The 15513-nt window shown below is 39.0% G+C and carries 14 protein-coding genes; 6 read left to right on the top strand and 8 right to left on the bottom strand.

Annotation, left to right across the window (positions count from 1 at the left end):
* Positions 1-7 precede the first annotated feature (7 nt).
* The 5 genes from folK to sfsA all read right to left on the bottom strand — a co-directional run bounded on the left by folK (position 8) and on the right by sfsA (position 4493).
* Entirely contained in the window at positions 8-493 is a 486-nt protein-coding gene (gene folK / locus H5087_RS16840; RefSeq protein ID WP_002962677.1) for a 2-amino-4-hydroxy-6-hydroxymethyldihydropteridine diphosphokinase, read from the bottom strand.
* 4 nt (positions 494-497) lie between these two features.
* Positions 498-1979, bottom strand: a complete 1482-nt coding sequence (gene pcnB / locus H5087_RS16835) for a polynucleotide adenylyltransferase PcnB (protein WP_206013271.1) — start codon at positions 1977-1979, stop codon at positions 498-500.
* Positions 1980-2057: 78 nt separating this feature from the next.
* Positions 2058-3002 carry a tRNA glutamyl-Q(34) synthetase GluQRS gene (gluQRS, locus tag H5087_RS16830; RefSeq protein ID WP_182672775.1) on the bottom strand — a complete coding sequence of 315 codons (945 nt, stop codon included), beginning with the start codon at positions 3000-3002 and terminating at the stop codon, positions 2058-2060.
* A 20-nt stretch (positions 3003-3022) separates the two neighbouring features.
* Positions 3023-3466 carry an RNA polymerase-binding protein DksA gene (dksA, locus tag H5087_RS16825; protein WP_149594063.1) on the bottom strand — a complete coding sequence of 148 codons (444 nt, stop codon included), beginning with the start codon at positions 3464-3466 and terminating at the stop codon, positions 3023-3025.
* A gap of 307 nt (positions 3467-3773) precedes the next feature.
* Positions 3774-4493 carry a DNA/RNA nuclease SfsA gene (gene sfsA / locus H5087_RS16820; RefSeq protein WP_182672774.1) on the bottom strand — a complete coding sequence of 240 codons (720 nt, stop codon included), beginning with the start codon at positions 4491-4493 and terminating at the stop codon, positions 3774-3776.
* Between the two features lie 123 nt (positions 4494-4616).
* Here sfsA and pepB point away from each other — a divergent pair, with 123 nt between their 5' ends.
* Both pepB and H5087_RS16810 read left to right on the top strand, forming a co-directional pair.
* Complete coding sequence (gene pepB, locus H5087_RS16815; RefSeq protein ID WP_002962668.1) at positions 4617-5912, top strand: aminopeptidase PepB; 1296 nt, start codon at positions 4617-4619, stop codon at positions 5910-5912.
* 183 nt (positions 5913-6095) lie between these two features.
* On the top strand, positions 6096-6662 hold the full coding sequence (locus tag H5087_RS16810) for a phosphoribosyltransferase (protein ID WP_002962666.1): 567 nt from the start codon (positions 6096-6098) through the stop codon (positions 6660-6662).
* A 65-nt stretch (positions 6663-6727) separates the two neighbouring features.
* Here the strand turns inward: H5087_RS16810 and H5087_RS16805 are convergent, their stop codons facing one another.
* Positions 6728-7384, bottom strand: a complete 657-nt coding sequence (locus tag H5087_RS16805; RefSeq protein WP_002962665.1) for a Crp/Fnr family transcriptional regulator — start codon at positions 7382-7384, stop codon at positions 6728-6730.
* 287 nt (positions 7385-7671) lie between these two features.
* Here H5087_RS16805 and H5087_RS16800 point away from each other — a divergent pair, with 287 nt between their 5' ends.
* Positions 7672-7908 (top strand): YgjV family protein, encoded by a 237-nt coding sequence (locus tag H5087_RS16800; protein WP_149594066.1) that lies wholly within the window; start codon positions 7672-7674, stop codon positions 7906-7908.
* Between the two features lie 353 nt (positions 7909-8261).
* Here H5087_RS16800 and rdgC read toward each other — a convergent pair whose 3' ends face one another.
* Together rdgC and H5087_RS16790 are read right to left on the bottom strand one after the other, a co-directional pair.
* The gene (gene rdgC, locus H5087_RS16795; RefSeq protein ID WP_002962662.1) at positions 8262-9179 is read right to left on the bottom strand and encodes a recombination-associated protein RdgC; all 918 of its coding nucleotides are present in this window, start codon (positions 9177-9179) and stop codon (positions 8262-8264) included.
* A gap of 239 nt (positions 9180-9418) precedes the next feature.
* Positions 9419-11188, bottom strand: coding sequence for a sensor histidine kinase (locus H5087_RS16790; RefSeq protein ID WP_182672773.1), 1770 nt, complete (start codon positions 11186-11188; stop codon positions 9419-9421).
* 355 nt (positions 11189-11543) lie between these two features.
* On the opposite strand from H5087_RS16790, the gene H5087_RS16785 reads away from it, so the two are divergent.
* From H5087_RS16785 to thrB, 3 genes are all read left to right on the top strand, one after another.
* On the top strand, positions 11544-11912 hold the full coding sequence (locus H5087_RS16785; RefSeq protein WP_024596295.1) for a response regulator: 369 nt from the start codon (positions 11544-11546) through the stop codon (positions 11910-11912).
* Between the two features lie 228 nt (positions 11913-12140).
* The gene (gene thrA / locus H5087_RS16780; protein ID WP_138489567.1) at positions 12141-14558 is read left to right on the top strand and encodes a bifunctional aspartate kinase/homoserine dehydrogenase I; all 2418 of its coding nucleotides are present in this window, start codon (positions 12141-12143) and stop codon (positions 14556-14558) included.
* A 9-nt stretch (positions 14559-14567) separates the two neighbouring features.
* Positions 14568-15503, top strand: coding sequence for a homoserine kinase (gene thrB, locus H5087_RS16775; protein ID WP_024596294.1), 936 nt, complete (start codon positions 14568-14570; stop codon positions 15501-15503).
* Positions 15504-15513 lie beyond the last annotated feature (10 nt).

Here is a 15513-nt window from a genome sequence, read left to right as displayed (position 1 = left end):
AGGTTAATTACAGAGGTAATTGTTGTAAGTCGTTGAGCGGTAAGTTATTTGCAATGGTTTTTAATGCAATGCCGCTAGGTAAAATAAGTTCAGGTGCAAGCTCTAATAGTGGGTAAACCACAAACTCGCGATCACTCAAACCATAATGAGGCACGGTTAAGCGCGCCGTATTTATAATTTGATCATCAAATAATAGGGTATCGATATCAAGTGTGCGTGGACCCCAACGCTCAGCTTTTCTTACTCGACCATGCTCAAGCTCAATACTTTGTGTTAAATCAAGTAATTGCTCTGGATCAAGGGTCGTTTTAATACAGGCTACGGCATTGATATAGTCTGGTTGATCTTGTGGGCCCATAGGCTTACTTGCATAGTAATGCGATACGTTTACAAATTCACAATTAGGCAGCTTTTTAAGCGCAATTATCGCGTTATCAAGCTGCTCTTTTGGTGAGTTTAGGTTGGCACCTAAACCCAAATAAACACAATGCATGTTATTACTCAGTTGGCTTTTTAGTAGGGCGACGGCGCTTTCGCGGCTTAGGACCACCTTGATGACCTAAGCTTTTAACCATCTCTTTTTGGCCGTTTATATCTTTACTTAAGTATTGTGTCCACCACTGAGCAAGCTCTGTATGCTGAGTTTCGCCTGCATCTACGCGTAATAATAAAAAGTCGTAAGCGGCTTTAAAGCGAGGCTGTTGCGTTAGCCTGTATGCACGTTGGCCAGCACGTTTATCTAAGCGGTGCTGAATATGCCAAATATCGCGAGCACCTAAAGTAAAACGCTTAGGAACAGCTATATGCTGTGAATTATCGCTTAGTACTTTATTCATTGCTTGTGCGAAAGCATCGTATTCAGATAGTTGCTCTTGGCTTTGAATTTTTTTAGTGCGCTCAAGCAGTGGGAACCAAAGTAGGGCAGCAAAAATAAACGCCGGTGTTACTTTTTTATCGGCATTAATACGCTTGTCGGTATTTTGAAACATTTGCTGAATAAGCGTGTGCTCTAAGCCACTTGGGTTTTTATCTAAAATTTTATCAAGTTCAGGAAAAAGTGAGCGGAATAAGCCGTATTTACGCAGCATTAAAAAGTTAGCTTCGGCCTTGCCGTTTAAAAATAGCTTAAGAATTTCTTCAAATAAACGTGCTGGCGGAATGTTGTCAAGCAAGCTTGCAAGCTCGCTAATTGGCTTTTCACTTTTAGGCGCAATGCTCATATCAAGCTTAGTGGCAAAACGTACTGCACGTAACATACGAACAGGGTCTTCGCGGTAACGCGTTTCAGGGTCGCCAATAAGCTCGATTTGTTTAGCTTTAATTGCCGCTAAACCGTTAGCGTAGTCGTGAATACTAAAATCTTTAATTGAGTAATAAAGTGCGTTGATTGAAAAGTCGCGGCGCTCTGCATCTTCTTCGATACTGCCAAATACGTTATCACGTAGTAATTGACCTTCATTGCTTGATTGGCTTATTTGATTTTTGTCTTCTTGCGCTTCGTGGTGGCCACGCATTGTTGCCACTTCGATAATTTCACGGCCAAATACAATGTGTGCTAGACGAAAGCGACGACCTATCAGGCGACAGTTTCTAAATAGTTTTTTTACCTGATCTGGAGTTGCATTAGTAACTACGTCAAAATCTTTTGGCTGTTGGCCTAACAATATATCGCGAATACAACCACCAACAAGGTAGGCATCGTAGCCACCGTCTTTTAAGCGGTATAATACTTTGATTGCATTTGGGCTAAATTGTTTGCGAGAAATACCATGCTCACCACGAGTGACAACAATAGGTTCACTGCTTACAGAAGCGCTTTGTGCACTTGTATTCGGGCCGATTATTTGTCGGCAAAATTGAAAAAGCTTGGAAATAATAGTCTGTCTCCTAGAAGGTGTGATTGACTCTGCATCGCAATCAAAAGTTACAGCAAATAGGGCGGTTATAACCCAGTACAAGCTGTTTGACGTAATTAGCATATATTTAGGCGGCTATCATATACCAGCAGGGTTTAAAAATTAAGTTGATGTGTTGAAATTAAGCCGTTTTTAGCTATTTTATTTACTTAAATGTGTAAATTGGACTTTCTGGCTATGTGGATGTTGAGAAATTTGTATTTCGGATACTTGGGGGACCTGTTTTAAGCTAAAGTTTTTAATTCCCCAATCGATTAATTGTTCTATATTTAAGTCGCTTAAATCAGCTATAACAGGTAGCCCTAAAAATTCAAAAGCGCTAATTAAAGCAGGCTTTGGATTTTGCTTACAAATGGCGGGGGCATAATTTTGTTTAGATAGTTTAAAACCGGGTTTGGCAACCGCTAAAGGTAAATGAGCAAATTCAGGTACAGGGCTGTCGAGTTGTTTAAACAAACTAATTTGCCGTGCTGTTGGTTCAATTAAATCTGCGCCTCTTACGATTCGATTAATCTTTTGATCAATATCATCGACGACTACAACAAGTTGATATGCAAATAAACCGTCACTGCGTTTAATTAAGTAATCTTCGTGGGATAATGCACTATTTACCGATATATCACCTTGAATTAAATCACTAAATTGGGTCGTTGGATGTTGCTGAACTAAACGAAGTGCGCCGGATTGAGTATGATGATTAAGTGCTTTGCAATGCCCCTGATAAATACCGCCAATGGCCTTTATTTGCTTGCGAGTACAGGTACAACCATAAACAAGATTTTGCTCTAAAAGTGAGTGGGTAATATCTTGATATAAAGACAGACGCTGCGTTTGATATACAACAGGTTCATCCCAGTAAAGGGCGTAGGCTTGTAAGGTATTTAGAATATCGGAGTCGGCGTTTTTAACCACGCGCGTAGTGTCAATGTCTTCTATACGAACTAACCATTTTCCTTGGTTAGCTTTTGCATCTAGGTAGCTACCCACAGCCGCTACAAGTGAGCCAAAATGTAATGGCCCAGAAGGAGACGGTGCAAAACGACCGCGATATTTACGCATAGGCGCAGTAACGGCTGTGGGAGACATAACTAACTAATAAGTTTTAATTAGCCGCGTCCAGATTGCTTTTCTTTGATTTCTGCAAGTGTTTTACAGTCTACGCATAAATCGGCAGTAGGACGTGCTTCTAAGCGACGTATGCCAATTTCGATGCCACAAGACTCACAAAAGCCAAAATCATCTTCTTTAATCAAATTAATTGTTTTTTCAATTTTTTTGATTAATTTACGTTCGCGGTCACGAGTACGAAGTTCTAAAGAGAATTCTTCTTCTTGTGCAGCGCGGTCAACTGGGTCAGGAAAGTTAGCAGCTTCGTCTTGCATGTGCGATTTAGTGCGATCAACTTCGTTACGTAAATCGTTACGCCAAGTCTCTAAAATTGCTCTAAAATGAGCACGTTGTGCTTCATTCATGTACTCTTCGCCTGGTTTTTCTTGATATGGTTCTAAACCGGCTTGAGCCAATAAACCATGTTTCTTTTGGTCTGGCATAACTCTCTCCTAAATCCTTAATTTAATGCCTCAGCATTAGCCGGCGGTATAGATAACAGAATCTTATACACTAGGCAAATTTATTTTTAATTAATCGAATTAGCTTCAACCATGCTTACTGAGTAAAAAGTGTATTAATAGTTTATTTACACTTTTAATTAATTCACATATTCGCTTTCTAAAACTTGCCTTGTTATATGGGCAAAAGCTTTAAAAACAAGTTAATTTTTATAATTCACTTTTTACCACTTTCTTTAATTAGAGTACTTTGTAAATTACGCTTAGTTCAATCCCTTGTTTTATTACACTATTCTATAAATGCTATTTTTTTATGAAGTAAGACTTCATTAGCTGAAATTTTGGCTTTGTATGCTAATACTTCAACACCGGCTATTATTGCTTGGCTTAATAACATCGCGTATTTTTTATCAATATGCGCAGCTGCACTTACGGTATTTATTCCTTCATGCAAAACAGCGAACAGTAATACTGCTCGGTGGCCTTGTTCGATCATTTCTATTAGTTCGCGAATATGTTTTTGCCCGCGCAGTGTTTGCGCATCAGGAAAGTAGCCTTGCCCGCTTTGTGGTGCATCTTCGCTTAATAATGTGACTGATTTAACTTCTACATAGCAATCGGGCTTATTTTCGTCTGTGAGTAAAAAGTCGATACGACTGTTTTCGCTGCCGTACTTAACTTCGCTTTGCAATTGACTGTAGTCGAGTAGCTCGCTTATCACATTATTGTTGATTGCCTCTTCTACTACTTTATTAGCTACCGCTGTATTTACACAAATAAGCTGCGATAAGTTATTTTGCGTAAGCTCTAATGAATGCGGGTATTTTCGTTTTGCGTTATCGCTTGTTGAATAAAAAGCAGTAAAGCCTGGCTCAGCGCATCCCGTCATTTTACCTGTATTTGCACAGTGGGCGGTAAATTCGCTGCCATCACTTAATTGTAAATCAGCTAAAAAGCGTTTATAACGCTTTAATAATATGGCCGGTTGCAGCGTTGGCGTGTACTTCATAATAACTTCCAAAGCGTAAACACTGCTCAGCAGTGTGATTTATGTTATTTATCTCAAGCTGTTGGGAACTTAAGCGCTCTATAGTAAACTCGGTGGCACATTTAAGTGCAAGGGAATTTTAACATGAGTGAAAAATTTGTTGTTCAACTAAGCGAACAAGCAGCAGCGAGTCATTGGGGCGATAATGCGTCATTGTCTTTTAACGAGCGCGGTGCAACTGTTCATTTATCTGAGCAAGACACATTAAAAAATGTTCAAAAAGCAGGCCGTACTATTGCAAGCCAAGGCGTTAAAAATGTTGAATTAGCAGGTGATACTTGGTGTACAGAAAGCCAGTGGGCTTTTTACCAAGGCTTTGTAACACCAAAATCATTAAACGGTGTTGAGTTTGTTGATAACGCACAATCAGATATTAAAGAACTTGCTCACTTAAAAACGTCAGCAATTTGGGCACGTGAAATGGTTAACGGTACTGCCGATGACATTTACCCAGAAAGCCTAGCTGAAAAAGCAGCTGAGTTTATTCAATCATTAGCGCCTGAACACGTAAGTTACCAAATTATTAAAGGTGATGCGTTACTAGAACAACAGTGGATTGGTATTCATGCAGTTGGTCGCGGTAGTGTTCGCCCACCAGTATTGCTTGAGCTTGATTACAACCCAACAGGCGACGAAAATGCACCAGTAAGTGCTGCGCTTGTAGGTAAAGGTATTACGTTTGACTCAGGTGGTTACTCAATCAAATCAAGCGAAGGTATGCTTGGTATGAAGTGCGACATGGGCGGCGCTGCAACAGTAACAGCAGGTTTAGCATTGGCTATTAACCGTGGTATTGAAAAACGTATTAAGCTGTTTTTATGTTGTGCTGAGAACTTAATTTCGGGTCATGCATACAAACTAGGTGACATTCTTACTTACAAAAATGGCACAACAGTTGAAATTGTAAACACGGATGCTGAAGGTCGCTTAGTACTTGCTGATGGCTTAATGGCAGCAGGAGAGACTGGCGCTCCACTTATCATTGATGCAGCAACACTAACTGGAGCAGCGCTTGTTGCTGTTGGCCAAGAGTACAATGCATTATTTGCACTTGATAAAGAACTTGCACGTGAAGTTGAAAGTTTTGCATCTCAAGAAATGGAAGCTGCTTGGCCACTTCCTCTTGAAAAATGGCATCAACAAAACTGCCCATCTCCTTATGCTGATACGGCAAATAGCCGTGCACAAAAGGGTGGCGGTTACGGCGGTGCATCGAATGCTGCAGGCTTTTTATCACGCTTTGTGCCAAACGATGGCAAAGGCTGGGTGCACATAGATTTAGCGGCTGCTTTTAACATGGGCAGTACAAGCCAATGGGCAGCGGGCGCAACAACTCAAGGTATGCGTACGGTTGCTCGTACCCTACAAGAAAAAGCATAATATTTACTAAATTATGCTTTTTACACTAAAAATAGGCACCTTTGGGTGCCTATTTTTTAATTTACAGGCAAGCAATTTTATTTCATTTGCGGTAAAATCCGTCGCCAATACCTGTTTGAGTTTAATTTTTGCTTAACTCTAAGCTGCGCTCAAATCTTATATCCACCACTGGGGTTTCTAATTATGTCAGATAAGTGCTACATCACAGCTCAACAGCTGCTTGAAGATTCGTTCCGCGTAGCGGCACAAGTATACCAAGATGGCTTTCGTCCTGATTTTATTATTGGTATTTGGCGAGGTGGTGCACCGATCGGTATTGCTGTTCAAGAATATTACGATTATAAAGGCATTGAGACTGACCACATTGCAGTACGTACATCGTCTTATTACGGTATTGGTAAACAATCTAAAGAAATTAAAGTCCACGGTTTGCATTACATTGTTGAGAACGCAAATGCAGGCGACTCATTATTAATTGTTGATGATGTATTTGACTCTGGTCGTAGTATTGTTGCATTAAAAGAAAAGCTTTCAGAGCTTATGCGCTTAAACTTGCCACGTGATATTCGTATTGCATGTCCGTACTACAAGCCAAAAAACTCAAAAGTAGACACTGTTCCAGATTATTATATTCATGAGTCTGAAGAGTGGTTAGTGTTCCCGCATGAACTATCGGGTTTAACACCGGATGAAATTATTGCAGGCAAATCTGATCTTGTGAAAATTCATGACATTTTGCTAGAGAAGTAATCAGTAATTTGTATAAATAGAAAAAGGCCGTTAAGGCCTTTTTTTATGGGTAAATTTTAAATAACTTAAAGTTGAGCAAAGCTATCTACGTATTCACTTAGCTTTGGTATATCGACTGCTTGTAAGCCATCGTTACTTCTAAGTACCAAGCCTTTTTCGACAAGTTCTGTAACAACACGTCTGTAAGCTCGCTCAGTGGTAGCAAAGCGTTCGGCTTCAGCATTTACAGTTGGATAGGCTCTAAGTAGCGTAGGGTTGTTGTTCTCGGCTCTTAGTAAGCAATCTTTGGCTATGTTGTAGCTCAATGGTAGTAGTAGCTTATCTAAATTGATTTTTTGGTTTTCCTGAAATTTAGCCGCAATAGTTTGTGCGGTGTATAAACTCAGTTCTGGTTTTTCAAGCAGCAGAGCACGCCAATGTCTTAATTCAATAAGATTATAAGTTACATCGCTAAAGCACGTTACCGTATAAATACACGGATTATTATTTAGCGCTTCTATTTCACCAATAAGGGTGTTGTTACAATCCAATTGTCCTAACAGCAGGCGTCGTCCATTACCTACGTCGTAACTAAACGACACAGTGCCACTGCGTACAAGCACAAGCTTGCTTAAAGGCTGATCTTGATGGATCAGAACTTCTTTTTTTGATTGTTGATAGCTACTACCGGCAAAGGTTAAAAGCTGATCAACAAGGTAACTAGAAAAATGGTATTGAAACATCAATGTGCTCTTCGGACATTTGTCCTATTTATTACATCTTAATGACGTTAGCATTAAGACACTAAGAATTTACGCTAACTTGCTACTAATATTATTAGCTTTGCTAATAGTATTATTTTACCTTCATTTCCCGTGTAATGATTTAAGAATTTGCTGGTATTTTCCGGCAAACTTTTTCAGGTTTTTAAGCAAGTTAGCTTTTTTATTTTGTTGTAACTTTGCAATACTTATAAGTGCCATAAGTTAGCAGTGCATGTAATGCTAACCTAAAGGCTAGGAGAGAACAATTGAGTTGGGAATATTTAGGTTATATTGCATCAGCTTTATTGGTTGCATCGTTAACAATGACAGATGTAGTAAAACTGCGTTGGTACAACATGTTTGGTTGTATTGTATTTACTGCATACGGTGTTGCCATTGGCGCAGTACCTGTTATTTTTACCAACGGCTTATTGTCGCTTGTAAATTTATACCACATTATAAAAATATATCGCCAACCTAAAGCTGAAGACGTTAAAAGCTAAAATGAGCTATCTGCACGAAATAAGTTAATGATTTTAATTAAAATCAAAACTTATTTTGTACCGTCCGGCTTGAAGTGAGTACAGATAATCTCATATCACTCTACATAACTTACCTTTGAACCATGCTGTAACCTCTTACTGAAAGATGATTACCTTAGGTTTTAATACGCCGAACGTTAGCTAAATTCTGTTCGCGGATAACAAATATATAAATAAGTGCTTCTAAAATTCCATTAAAAAATCCGATAGCAGTAAACTGCTATCGGATTTTTATCTGTTATACCAACCTGCTTATATATGGCTCTATTTAATGCTTCAAAGCGTTTAAATATTTATGTAGGTTGTGGTGGTATTTACGCTTTTTCTAAATCTTCAACGTCACCTAAGCCAGCCGTTAGTTCTTCAAGTAATTGCTTTATTTCCTCAGAAGCTAAAATAAAGTCAGCATCAAGTTTTAAAGCCATATCTTCTTTAGGAATATCTGCGTTCTCTTCTTTTAGAGTTTCAGAGTAGCTTAAACGCTTGATAGAGCCATCGTTTTGCAGCATAAACTTAAGGCGTTCTTGCCAATCAAGTGCCAGTTTAGTTACGCGTTTACCACTTTCTAAGTGCGATTTAACCTCATCACATGCCAGATCATGGCCTTTTAGTTTTACTTGTGCGCCGCTATCGTCAGCTTCTTCAAGCTCAGCGTCAGAGCCAATAGCAAAGCCTTCTGGTGTACTAAAGTTAGTTAACCAATCAGTTAAGAATACATCTAGGTCGTAGTTAGCAAACGCAGGTACAACTGGGAGCGTTCCTAACGATTTACGAAGTAGTGCCAGTAGCTCTTCAGCTTTATTAAAGCTGCCACTATTTACAACCACCCAGCCATTTTCTTGGTCAATAAAGGCAAATTGTAAGCTCGACTTTTTAAATGCCTGGGGTAGAAGAGTATGAAGAATGTTTTCTTTTAATTCGTCTTTTTCTTTCTTTTTAACAGGGCGGTTTTCTTCGGCTTCTATCTGATCAATTTTCTCAGCAACTAGTTCGTTGATAACAGAAGCTGGGAGTACTTTTTCTTCACGTTTTGCGCAAACTAAAATACTTTTTTGAGAAAAATGCGATAGTGTTTCGCCATGCTTTCCAAACGCTTTCGTCCAACCAAATGTTGCAAGCTCTTGACCAGTACATGGGCGAAATAAATCTTGCTCTAATGCTTTATCAAAATCTTCTTGGGTGTATGAAACGTCTTGCTTAAAGCGGTAACAAATAAGGTTACTAAACCACATAGGGGAATTGATCCATTTGAAAAATTTGTCCAATCATAGCAATAAAAACAGCATCTCGAAATGACTGATTTGTTACTAGGGCGTGTTGAAATTTATGGATTGAAATTTGTTCAATCCAAGGAAGATTAAATCGCGCCGCGAGGTTTGTAACCTAGTGGGCTAAGTAAAAACTAAACATGTTGCTGAAAATTCAACCACCAAAGATCAACACGCCCTAATAATTTAATGCATGTACTTTTTTATTCATATTTTTCAAAAATAGGCATTGGCTTAGCCATGTTCTTTGGAAATTGAATATAGTAACGCAGACCTTTGCCAGGTTCACTCGTTGCATCAATAGATCCGCTAAGAGTTTGTTTAACTAAATTAAACATTATATGGGTACCTAATCCGCTTCCGCCTTCATCGCGCTTAGTCGTAAAGAATGGGTCAAACAACTTTTTCAATTGCTCACTGGTAACACCGTTACCGTCATCTTTGTAATCAATCGTCAAGTTAGTGTCATCTGCACTTATTTTGATATCCATCACACCGTTGCTTTTACCTTCAAAGCCATGAATCAGTGAATTCATAATTAAGTTAGTAAAAATTTGGCTGATGGCACCTGCAGGTAAATTTAAAACTAAATCATCAGGGCATTCTAATTTTATTGTGTGAGATGTCTTTTTTAGTTTTGGATGCAGTGATCGTATTACTTCGTTAGTGTAATCTTTAAAGTTAATAGTTCTTACTGCTTCACTGGCCTGATCGACCGCTATTTGCTTAAAGCTAGCAATAAGCTCTGAGGCTCTATCTAAGTTAGTGGTTAACAAGCTTGTACTTTGTTTTGCTTCGTTAATAAATTCTTCTAGTGCTTTTGGTGAAAGTGTTTTTTCACTATAAGCACTTTCGAGTTTATTTAAGCGTTCTTGCAAAAACGATATTGCCGTTACACCTATCCCAATAGGGGTGTTTATATCATGTGTAATACCCGCCACAAGTCCGCCTAGTGCGGCCATTTTTTCTGTGCCTAATAAACGTTCCTGTGCAAGGCTTAATTCTTCTATATAACGTTGGGATTCAGTTTGTTTTGTAATTAGCTCTTGCTCTGTGCTGCGGCGCAAGTCTATTTCTTCAGTGAGCACAATTTTTTGCTTTTCAAGTTCGTATTTTTGCTGTTGTAATTCCATCATTGCTTGGCTTAAGTTTGATGTTTTACGGGCTACGTCTTGCTCAAGTTGTATGTTGTGATGATCGAGTTTTTCGTTACTAATAATGAGTTCTTTTTGGGTGTGCTCAAGCTCTTTCCTATACTGAACCACTTTATCTATTAGTTTGTTAAACGACTGCTCCATTACTTTTAGTTCGTTATGCTCCTCTGTTTCTATTTCAATGTGTTGTCCTTCTAGCTCATCTAATTCTAGGTTTTCTAGTTGCTCAGTGAGCTCAGCTAAGGGATCTGTAAGAAGCTTTCTAAATGCCATTAAAAATAAAATGATTAAAAAGGTGGTTTTAATCATCGCATTACCAATCAAAAAGTAGATTGATACCATAATTCGGCTTAAAACAACTTCTCGGCTAGAAAACAAGGTAACGTCACCCACTTGGGTAGCACGGCCAGAAAATTCAAAAATAAGTGGAAAGGTGTAACCAAACAGACCGGATTTAGCGTCTTCTAAAATTGCTTCTTCTTGTACTAACTGTTGGTTATATAGCTTATGTATGTCGAGCGAGCGCCCTAACTGTGAAATAATTTCGCCGCTGTCATCTCGAACAATAATCCCTTCAATCATGGGAATGGCGAGTAAACCTTCTGCTGTTGTAATTGTTTGCTTGGTATTAAGCTCCCAAATTGCACGTGTTAAGCTACGACTAAAGGTTTTTTGTAATGTACTTAATTCATCACGTATATAGTCTTTAGTATTGAGATATTCAGCAAGCACCTGTCCGCAAGTCACTACGAAGGTAAGCAAAAAATAAACGGATAAAACGCTTGTTAGTAGCTTCTTAGAAAGGCTTTTTTGTAACATGAGTGACTTGTTCATCCTTTGTTATTTTTGTAACGTTACTATTGTAATTTAAAAGTTAGTCAATAAACCTCTAAAAATAAATAAAAAAGTTAAAATTTAATAAGATAAATCTAATTAAGTAGGTATGTAGTATTAATGTAATTAAACTCAGCTATGAATTAGTAAATTCGTTAGACGTTAAGTTTTGTAAGTTTGATTAGAATTTAGTTTCGTTAATCACATTTAAATGAATTAATTCTATATTTATTATTGCATTGAATTATTAATGCGCTAAGTATTTAGATGCGTGTTAAAGTGTCCTTAGTGCAAAGGAAGATGGTCTTTTAATAACTTTGATGGTTGTGTAGTAGTAAACATGATGAAATTTTCGATATTAGTCTGTGATGATTCTGCTGTTGCTCGTAAACAAGTCGTGCGGTGTTTAAATGAGTGTATAGACGCAGATATACAACAAGCTATAAATGGAGCAAACGCCCTCGATCTTTTAAGAGCACAAAACTTTGATTTACTGTGCCTAGACCTCACCATGCCAGAGGTTGATGGTATACAAGTACTTGAAACTATAAAAACAGAAAAAATAGAGTGCTTTGTGTTGGTTATTTCTGCTGATATACAGGAAAAAATGAAGCAACGAGTCGCCCAGCTTGGCGCAATTGATTTTATTGATAAACCTATTAATAAATCAAGCTTGAATGAAATATTGCATAAATTTGGCATTCATTAGGTTTTTTCATGTTAAAAAAGGCTGTTTTATCTTTTAATTTAGGGTTGACAGCATAGCCTTTGTTAAGGCAGTCTTAACATATGAAAACAATTAATCGCGTACTGACCATTATTATTACAACCATCATTCTTACTGGATAGTGGCATAGGTCGGTGCAACAAATTTAAAGGCCTGTGTTCACTTAGAACACAGGCCTTTTTTCGTTTTATGGGATGAGGAACATAAACAATGCGAGTTTTAAAATTTGGTGGGTCTTCACTTGCCGATTATGCATGCTTACAACAGGTAGCTCAGTTAGTTAAAGCACAGTTAAAAGATGAAATGTTATTGGTGCTTTCTGCTCCAGGTGGAATGACCGATTCGCTAGTTGCACTTGCAAGTGCTGCAGAGCAAGGCTTAGATTTTTCGCAGCAATGGCAAGCATTAGCGAGTCGTTGTGAAGGCTTAAAAGCTGACGTTGAAAAAAGTGGCGTAGTCGTTACAAGCTGGCCAGACCTAGGCGAGCTTAAAAATAAATTAGATGGCGTGTCGCTTATACAGTGTTGCCCTGATCAAGTTCGCGCATTTGTAATTAGCTTTGGAGAGCGCGTTAGCGTTTCTTTAATGCAGGCTTTATTGAGCTCACAAGATGCAAGGTACTTAGAAGCAACAAGCTGTATTGCTTCAACTGGTGGCTACATTGATGCAGAAGCTGATTTAGTGGCAAGTAAAGCTCGCTTTCAAGCTGTGCTTAAAGAAAACCCTGCAACTATTTATATTATGCCTGGTTTTACGGCGAGTAATGATAAAGGTGAGCTTACGACGCTTGGCCGTAATGGTTCAGATTACTCAGCAGCTATTGCTGCGGCATGTTTAGAAGCTGAAATTTGCCAAATTTGGACTGACGTTGATGGCGTATATAGCGCTGATCCTCGCTATATTAAAAAAGCCACTAAAGTAGATTTTTTATCTTATAAAGAGGCGATGGAGCTTTCTTACTTTGGTGCAAAAGTACTTCACCCAAAAACAATTTTACCGTGTGCTAAAGCAGGCGTGCCATGTGAAATTAAAAATACGCATAACCCAGACGCACAAGGCTCATTAATTGGTAACGATTATTCATCTGATGAGCCCGTAAAAGCGCTTTCTAGCTTACAAGACCTTGCAATGTTAACTGTTTCAGGCCCAGGCATGAAAGGTAAAGTAGGCATGGCATCTAAGGTATTTAACGCGCTTGCTCACGATAACGTATCAATTGTATTGATCACGCAATCATCATGTGAATTTAGTATTAGTTTTTGTGTGCATGAAACAGACCTAGCGCTTGCACTGGATGCGCTACAAACTGCATTTGAGCTTGAATTACAAGCAGGGCTTATTGAGCCTGTACAAGTACAGCGTAATTTAGCCATTGTTACTTTAGTGGGCGACAACATGCGCGCACACCGTGGCTTAGCGGCTAAGTTTTTTGCATCGCTTGCACAAGCGCAAGTAAATATTGTGGCAATTGCACAGGATTCTACAGAAAGTGCTATTTCTGCGGTAATTGATGGTGAGTTATGTAATGACGCTGTAAAAATATGCCATGAAAACTTTTTCACGCATGTGCCGTCAATTGATGTGTTTTTACTAGGTTGTGGCTTAGTAGGGCAAGAGCTTATTAATCAGCTTGAGCGCCAGCAAGCGTGGCTTGAAAAGCGTAATATTAAACTTAACTTGTATGGTGTTGCTAACTCTCGTCAATTACACCTTGATAACGAAGGCATTGCTTTTAGTGATTGGCAGCAAAAATTGGCCTCATCTGAGCAAGCATTTGATTTAAAATTAGTAGAGCAATTTGTTAAGCAAAACCACTTAGTGAATCCGGTATTAGTAGATTGTACATCTTCAGATGCACTTGCTGCGCAGTATGTAGACTTTTTAAATGCAGGTTTTCATGTGGTTGCAGCTAATAAAAAAGCGACAACAAGCTCATACACGTATTACCAAGATTTAATAGCTGCTACGCAAAAGAATAATCGTAAATTTTTATACGAAACTAACGTTGGTGCAGGCTTACCAGTAATCGATAACTTGCAGTCATTATTTGGTGCCGGTGATGAGTTACTAGAGTTTAGCGGTATTTTATCAGGCTCACTTTCGTATATGTTTGGCGCACTTCAAGATGGTTTATCACTCTCTGAAGCCACAATTAAAGCTAAAGAAAGTGGCTTTACAGAACCAGATCCTCGTGATGATTTATCGGGTACCGATGTAGCACGTAAGTTACTGATCATTGCTCGCGAAGCAGGTATGAAGTTGGAGCTAAGCGATATCGAAGTTGAGTCAGTATTACCACAAGGTTTTGCACAAGGTGATAGCGTTGATGAGTTTATGGCAAAACTACCAAGCCTAGATGCTGATTTTAATGACCGCATTCAAAGTGCTGCGAGCGAAGGAAAGGTACTTCGTTATGTAGGTACAATTAAAGAGGGTCACTGTAAAGTAGGTATTGAGGCTGTTGATGAAAAACATGCGCTTAATGTAATTCGCGATGGCGAAAACGCGCTTGCTATTTTAAGCCAATACTACCAGCCACGTCCGTTTGTAATTCGTGGTTATGGTGCCGGCTCTGAAGTAACAGCAGCGGGTGTATTTGCTGATATTTTAAAAACGCTATCGCGCTAGGAGCTCGTTATGATTGAAGTATATGCTCCGGCGTCTATTGGTAATTTTGCAGTAGGTTTTGATGCACTTGGCGCAGCGCTTGCGCCAATTGATGGTAGTTTATTAGGCGATGTAGCCGTTGTAAGTGCAGCACCAAGTGACGAATTTATTTGTACTGGCGACTACGCTCACAAGTTACCAAGTGATGCGAATGAAAACTTAGCGTACCAGTGTTTAGTACATTTTAGAGCGCATGTTGCGCCTGATATGCCAAGCGTAAAGCTCGAGCTTAAAAAGAATTTACCAATTGGATCTGGACTTGGTTCTAGTGCATGCTCGGTCGTGGCTACCTTTGCTGCCCTTGATAAGTTTGCACAAACTAACTTAAGTCAGGTTGAGCTTATTGAGCTTATGGCTGACTTTGAAGCAGTAGTGAGCGGTGGTCGTCATTACGACAACATCACGCCATGCTATTTAGGTGGTTTGCAATTAACAGGTGATTTAATCCCTGATAAATCGATTGCACTGCCTGTTGATGAAAATTGGTACTACGTTGCTGCGTTCCCTGGTTTTTCACTCAACACTGCAAAAGCGCGCTCGGTTTTACCAAAAGAGTTGAGCATGCATGCAAGTGTTGAGTTTGCACAGCGTTTATCGGCATTTAGTAGCTTACTGTTGACTAATCGTTTTGACGATGCACTGAGCATAATGAAAGATGAAATAGCAGAACCTTACCGCGCACCGCTTATTAAAGGTTTTAGTGAAGCCAAAGCAAGCTTACCAGCGTTGGGCGCTGAAATAGTGAGTATTTCGGGCGCAGGACCTACCTTGTTTAGTGTATGTAAAACACTTGAAGCTGCAAAGCAATGCGCGCAGTGGTTAGAGGCAAATTACATTAACGAGCAAGGCTTTTGCCACATTTGTAAATTAGATAACGACGGCACGCGTCAATTAACAGTTTTATAGGATAGGTAGT

It is taken from the genome of Pseudoalteromonas sp. SR43-7 (genome assembly GCF_014163785.1).
Taxonomy (GTDB): Bacteria; Pseudomonadota; Gammaproteobacteria; order Enterobacterales; family Alteromonadaceae; genus Pseudoalteromonas; species Pseudoalteromonas distincta.
This window is presented reverse-complemented; position numbering and strand designations above follow the sequence as displayed.

Bases quoted from the DNA above. Each gene is read 5' to 3' on its own strand.
- pepB (WP_002962668.1), top strand. From the start codon at position 4,617: ATGAGTGAAAAATTTGTTGTTCAACTAAGCGAACAAGCAGCAGCGAGT.
- H5087_RS16810 (WP_002962666.1), top strand. From the start codon at position 6,096: ATGTCAGATAAGTGCTACATCACAGCTCAACAGCTGCTTGAAGATTCG.
- H5087_RS16805 (WP_002962665.1), bottom strand. From the start codon at position 7,384: ATGTTTCAATACCATTTTTCTAGTTACCTTGTTGATCAGCTTTTAACC.
- thrB (WP_024596294.1), top strand. From the start codon at position 14,568: ATGATTGAAGTATATGCTCCGGCGTCTATTGGTAATTTTGCAGTAGGT.
- sfsA (WP_182672774.1), bottom strand. From the start codon at position 4,493: ATGAAGTACACGCCAACGCTGCAACCGGCCATATTATTAAAGCGTTAT.
- rdgC (WP_002962662.1), bottom strand. From the start codon at position 9,179: ATGTGGTTTAGTAACCTTATTTGTTACCGCTTTAAGCAAGACGTTTCA.
- folK (WP_002962677.1), bottom strand. From the start codon at position 493: ATGCATTGTGTTTATTTGGGTTTAGGTGCCAACCTAAACTCACCAAAA.
- thrA (WP_138489567.1), top strand. From the start codon at position 12,141: ATGCGAGTTTTAAAATTTGGTGGGTCTTCACTTGCCGATTATGCATGC.
- H5087_RS16785 (WP_024596295.1), top strand. From the start codon at position 11,544: ATGATGAAATTTTCGATATTAGTCTGTGATGATTCTGCTGTTGCTCGT.
- H5087_RS16790 (WP_182672773.1), bottom strand. From the start codon at position 11,188: ATGTTACAAAAAAGCCTTTCTAAGAAGCTACTAACAAGCGTTTTATCC.
- gluQRS (WP_182672775.1), bottom strand. From the start codon at position 3,002: ATGTCTCCCACAGCCGTTACTGCGCCTATGCGTAAATATCGCGGTCGT.
- dksA (WP_149594063.1), bottom strand. From the start codon at position 3,466: ATGCCAGACCAAAAGAAACATGGTTTATTGGCTCAAGCCGGTTTAGAA.
- pcnB (WP_206013271.1), bottom strand. From the start codon at position 1,979: ATGCTAATTACGTCAAACAGCTTGTACTGGGTTATAACCGCCCTATTT.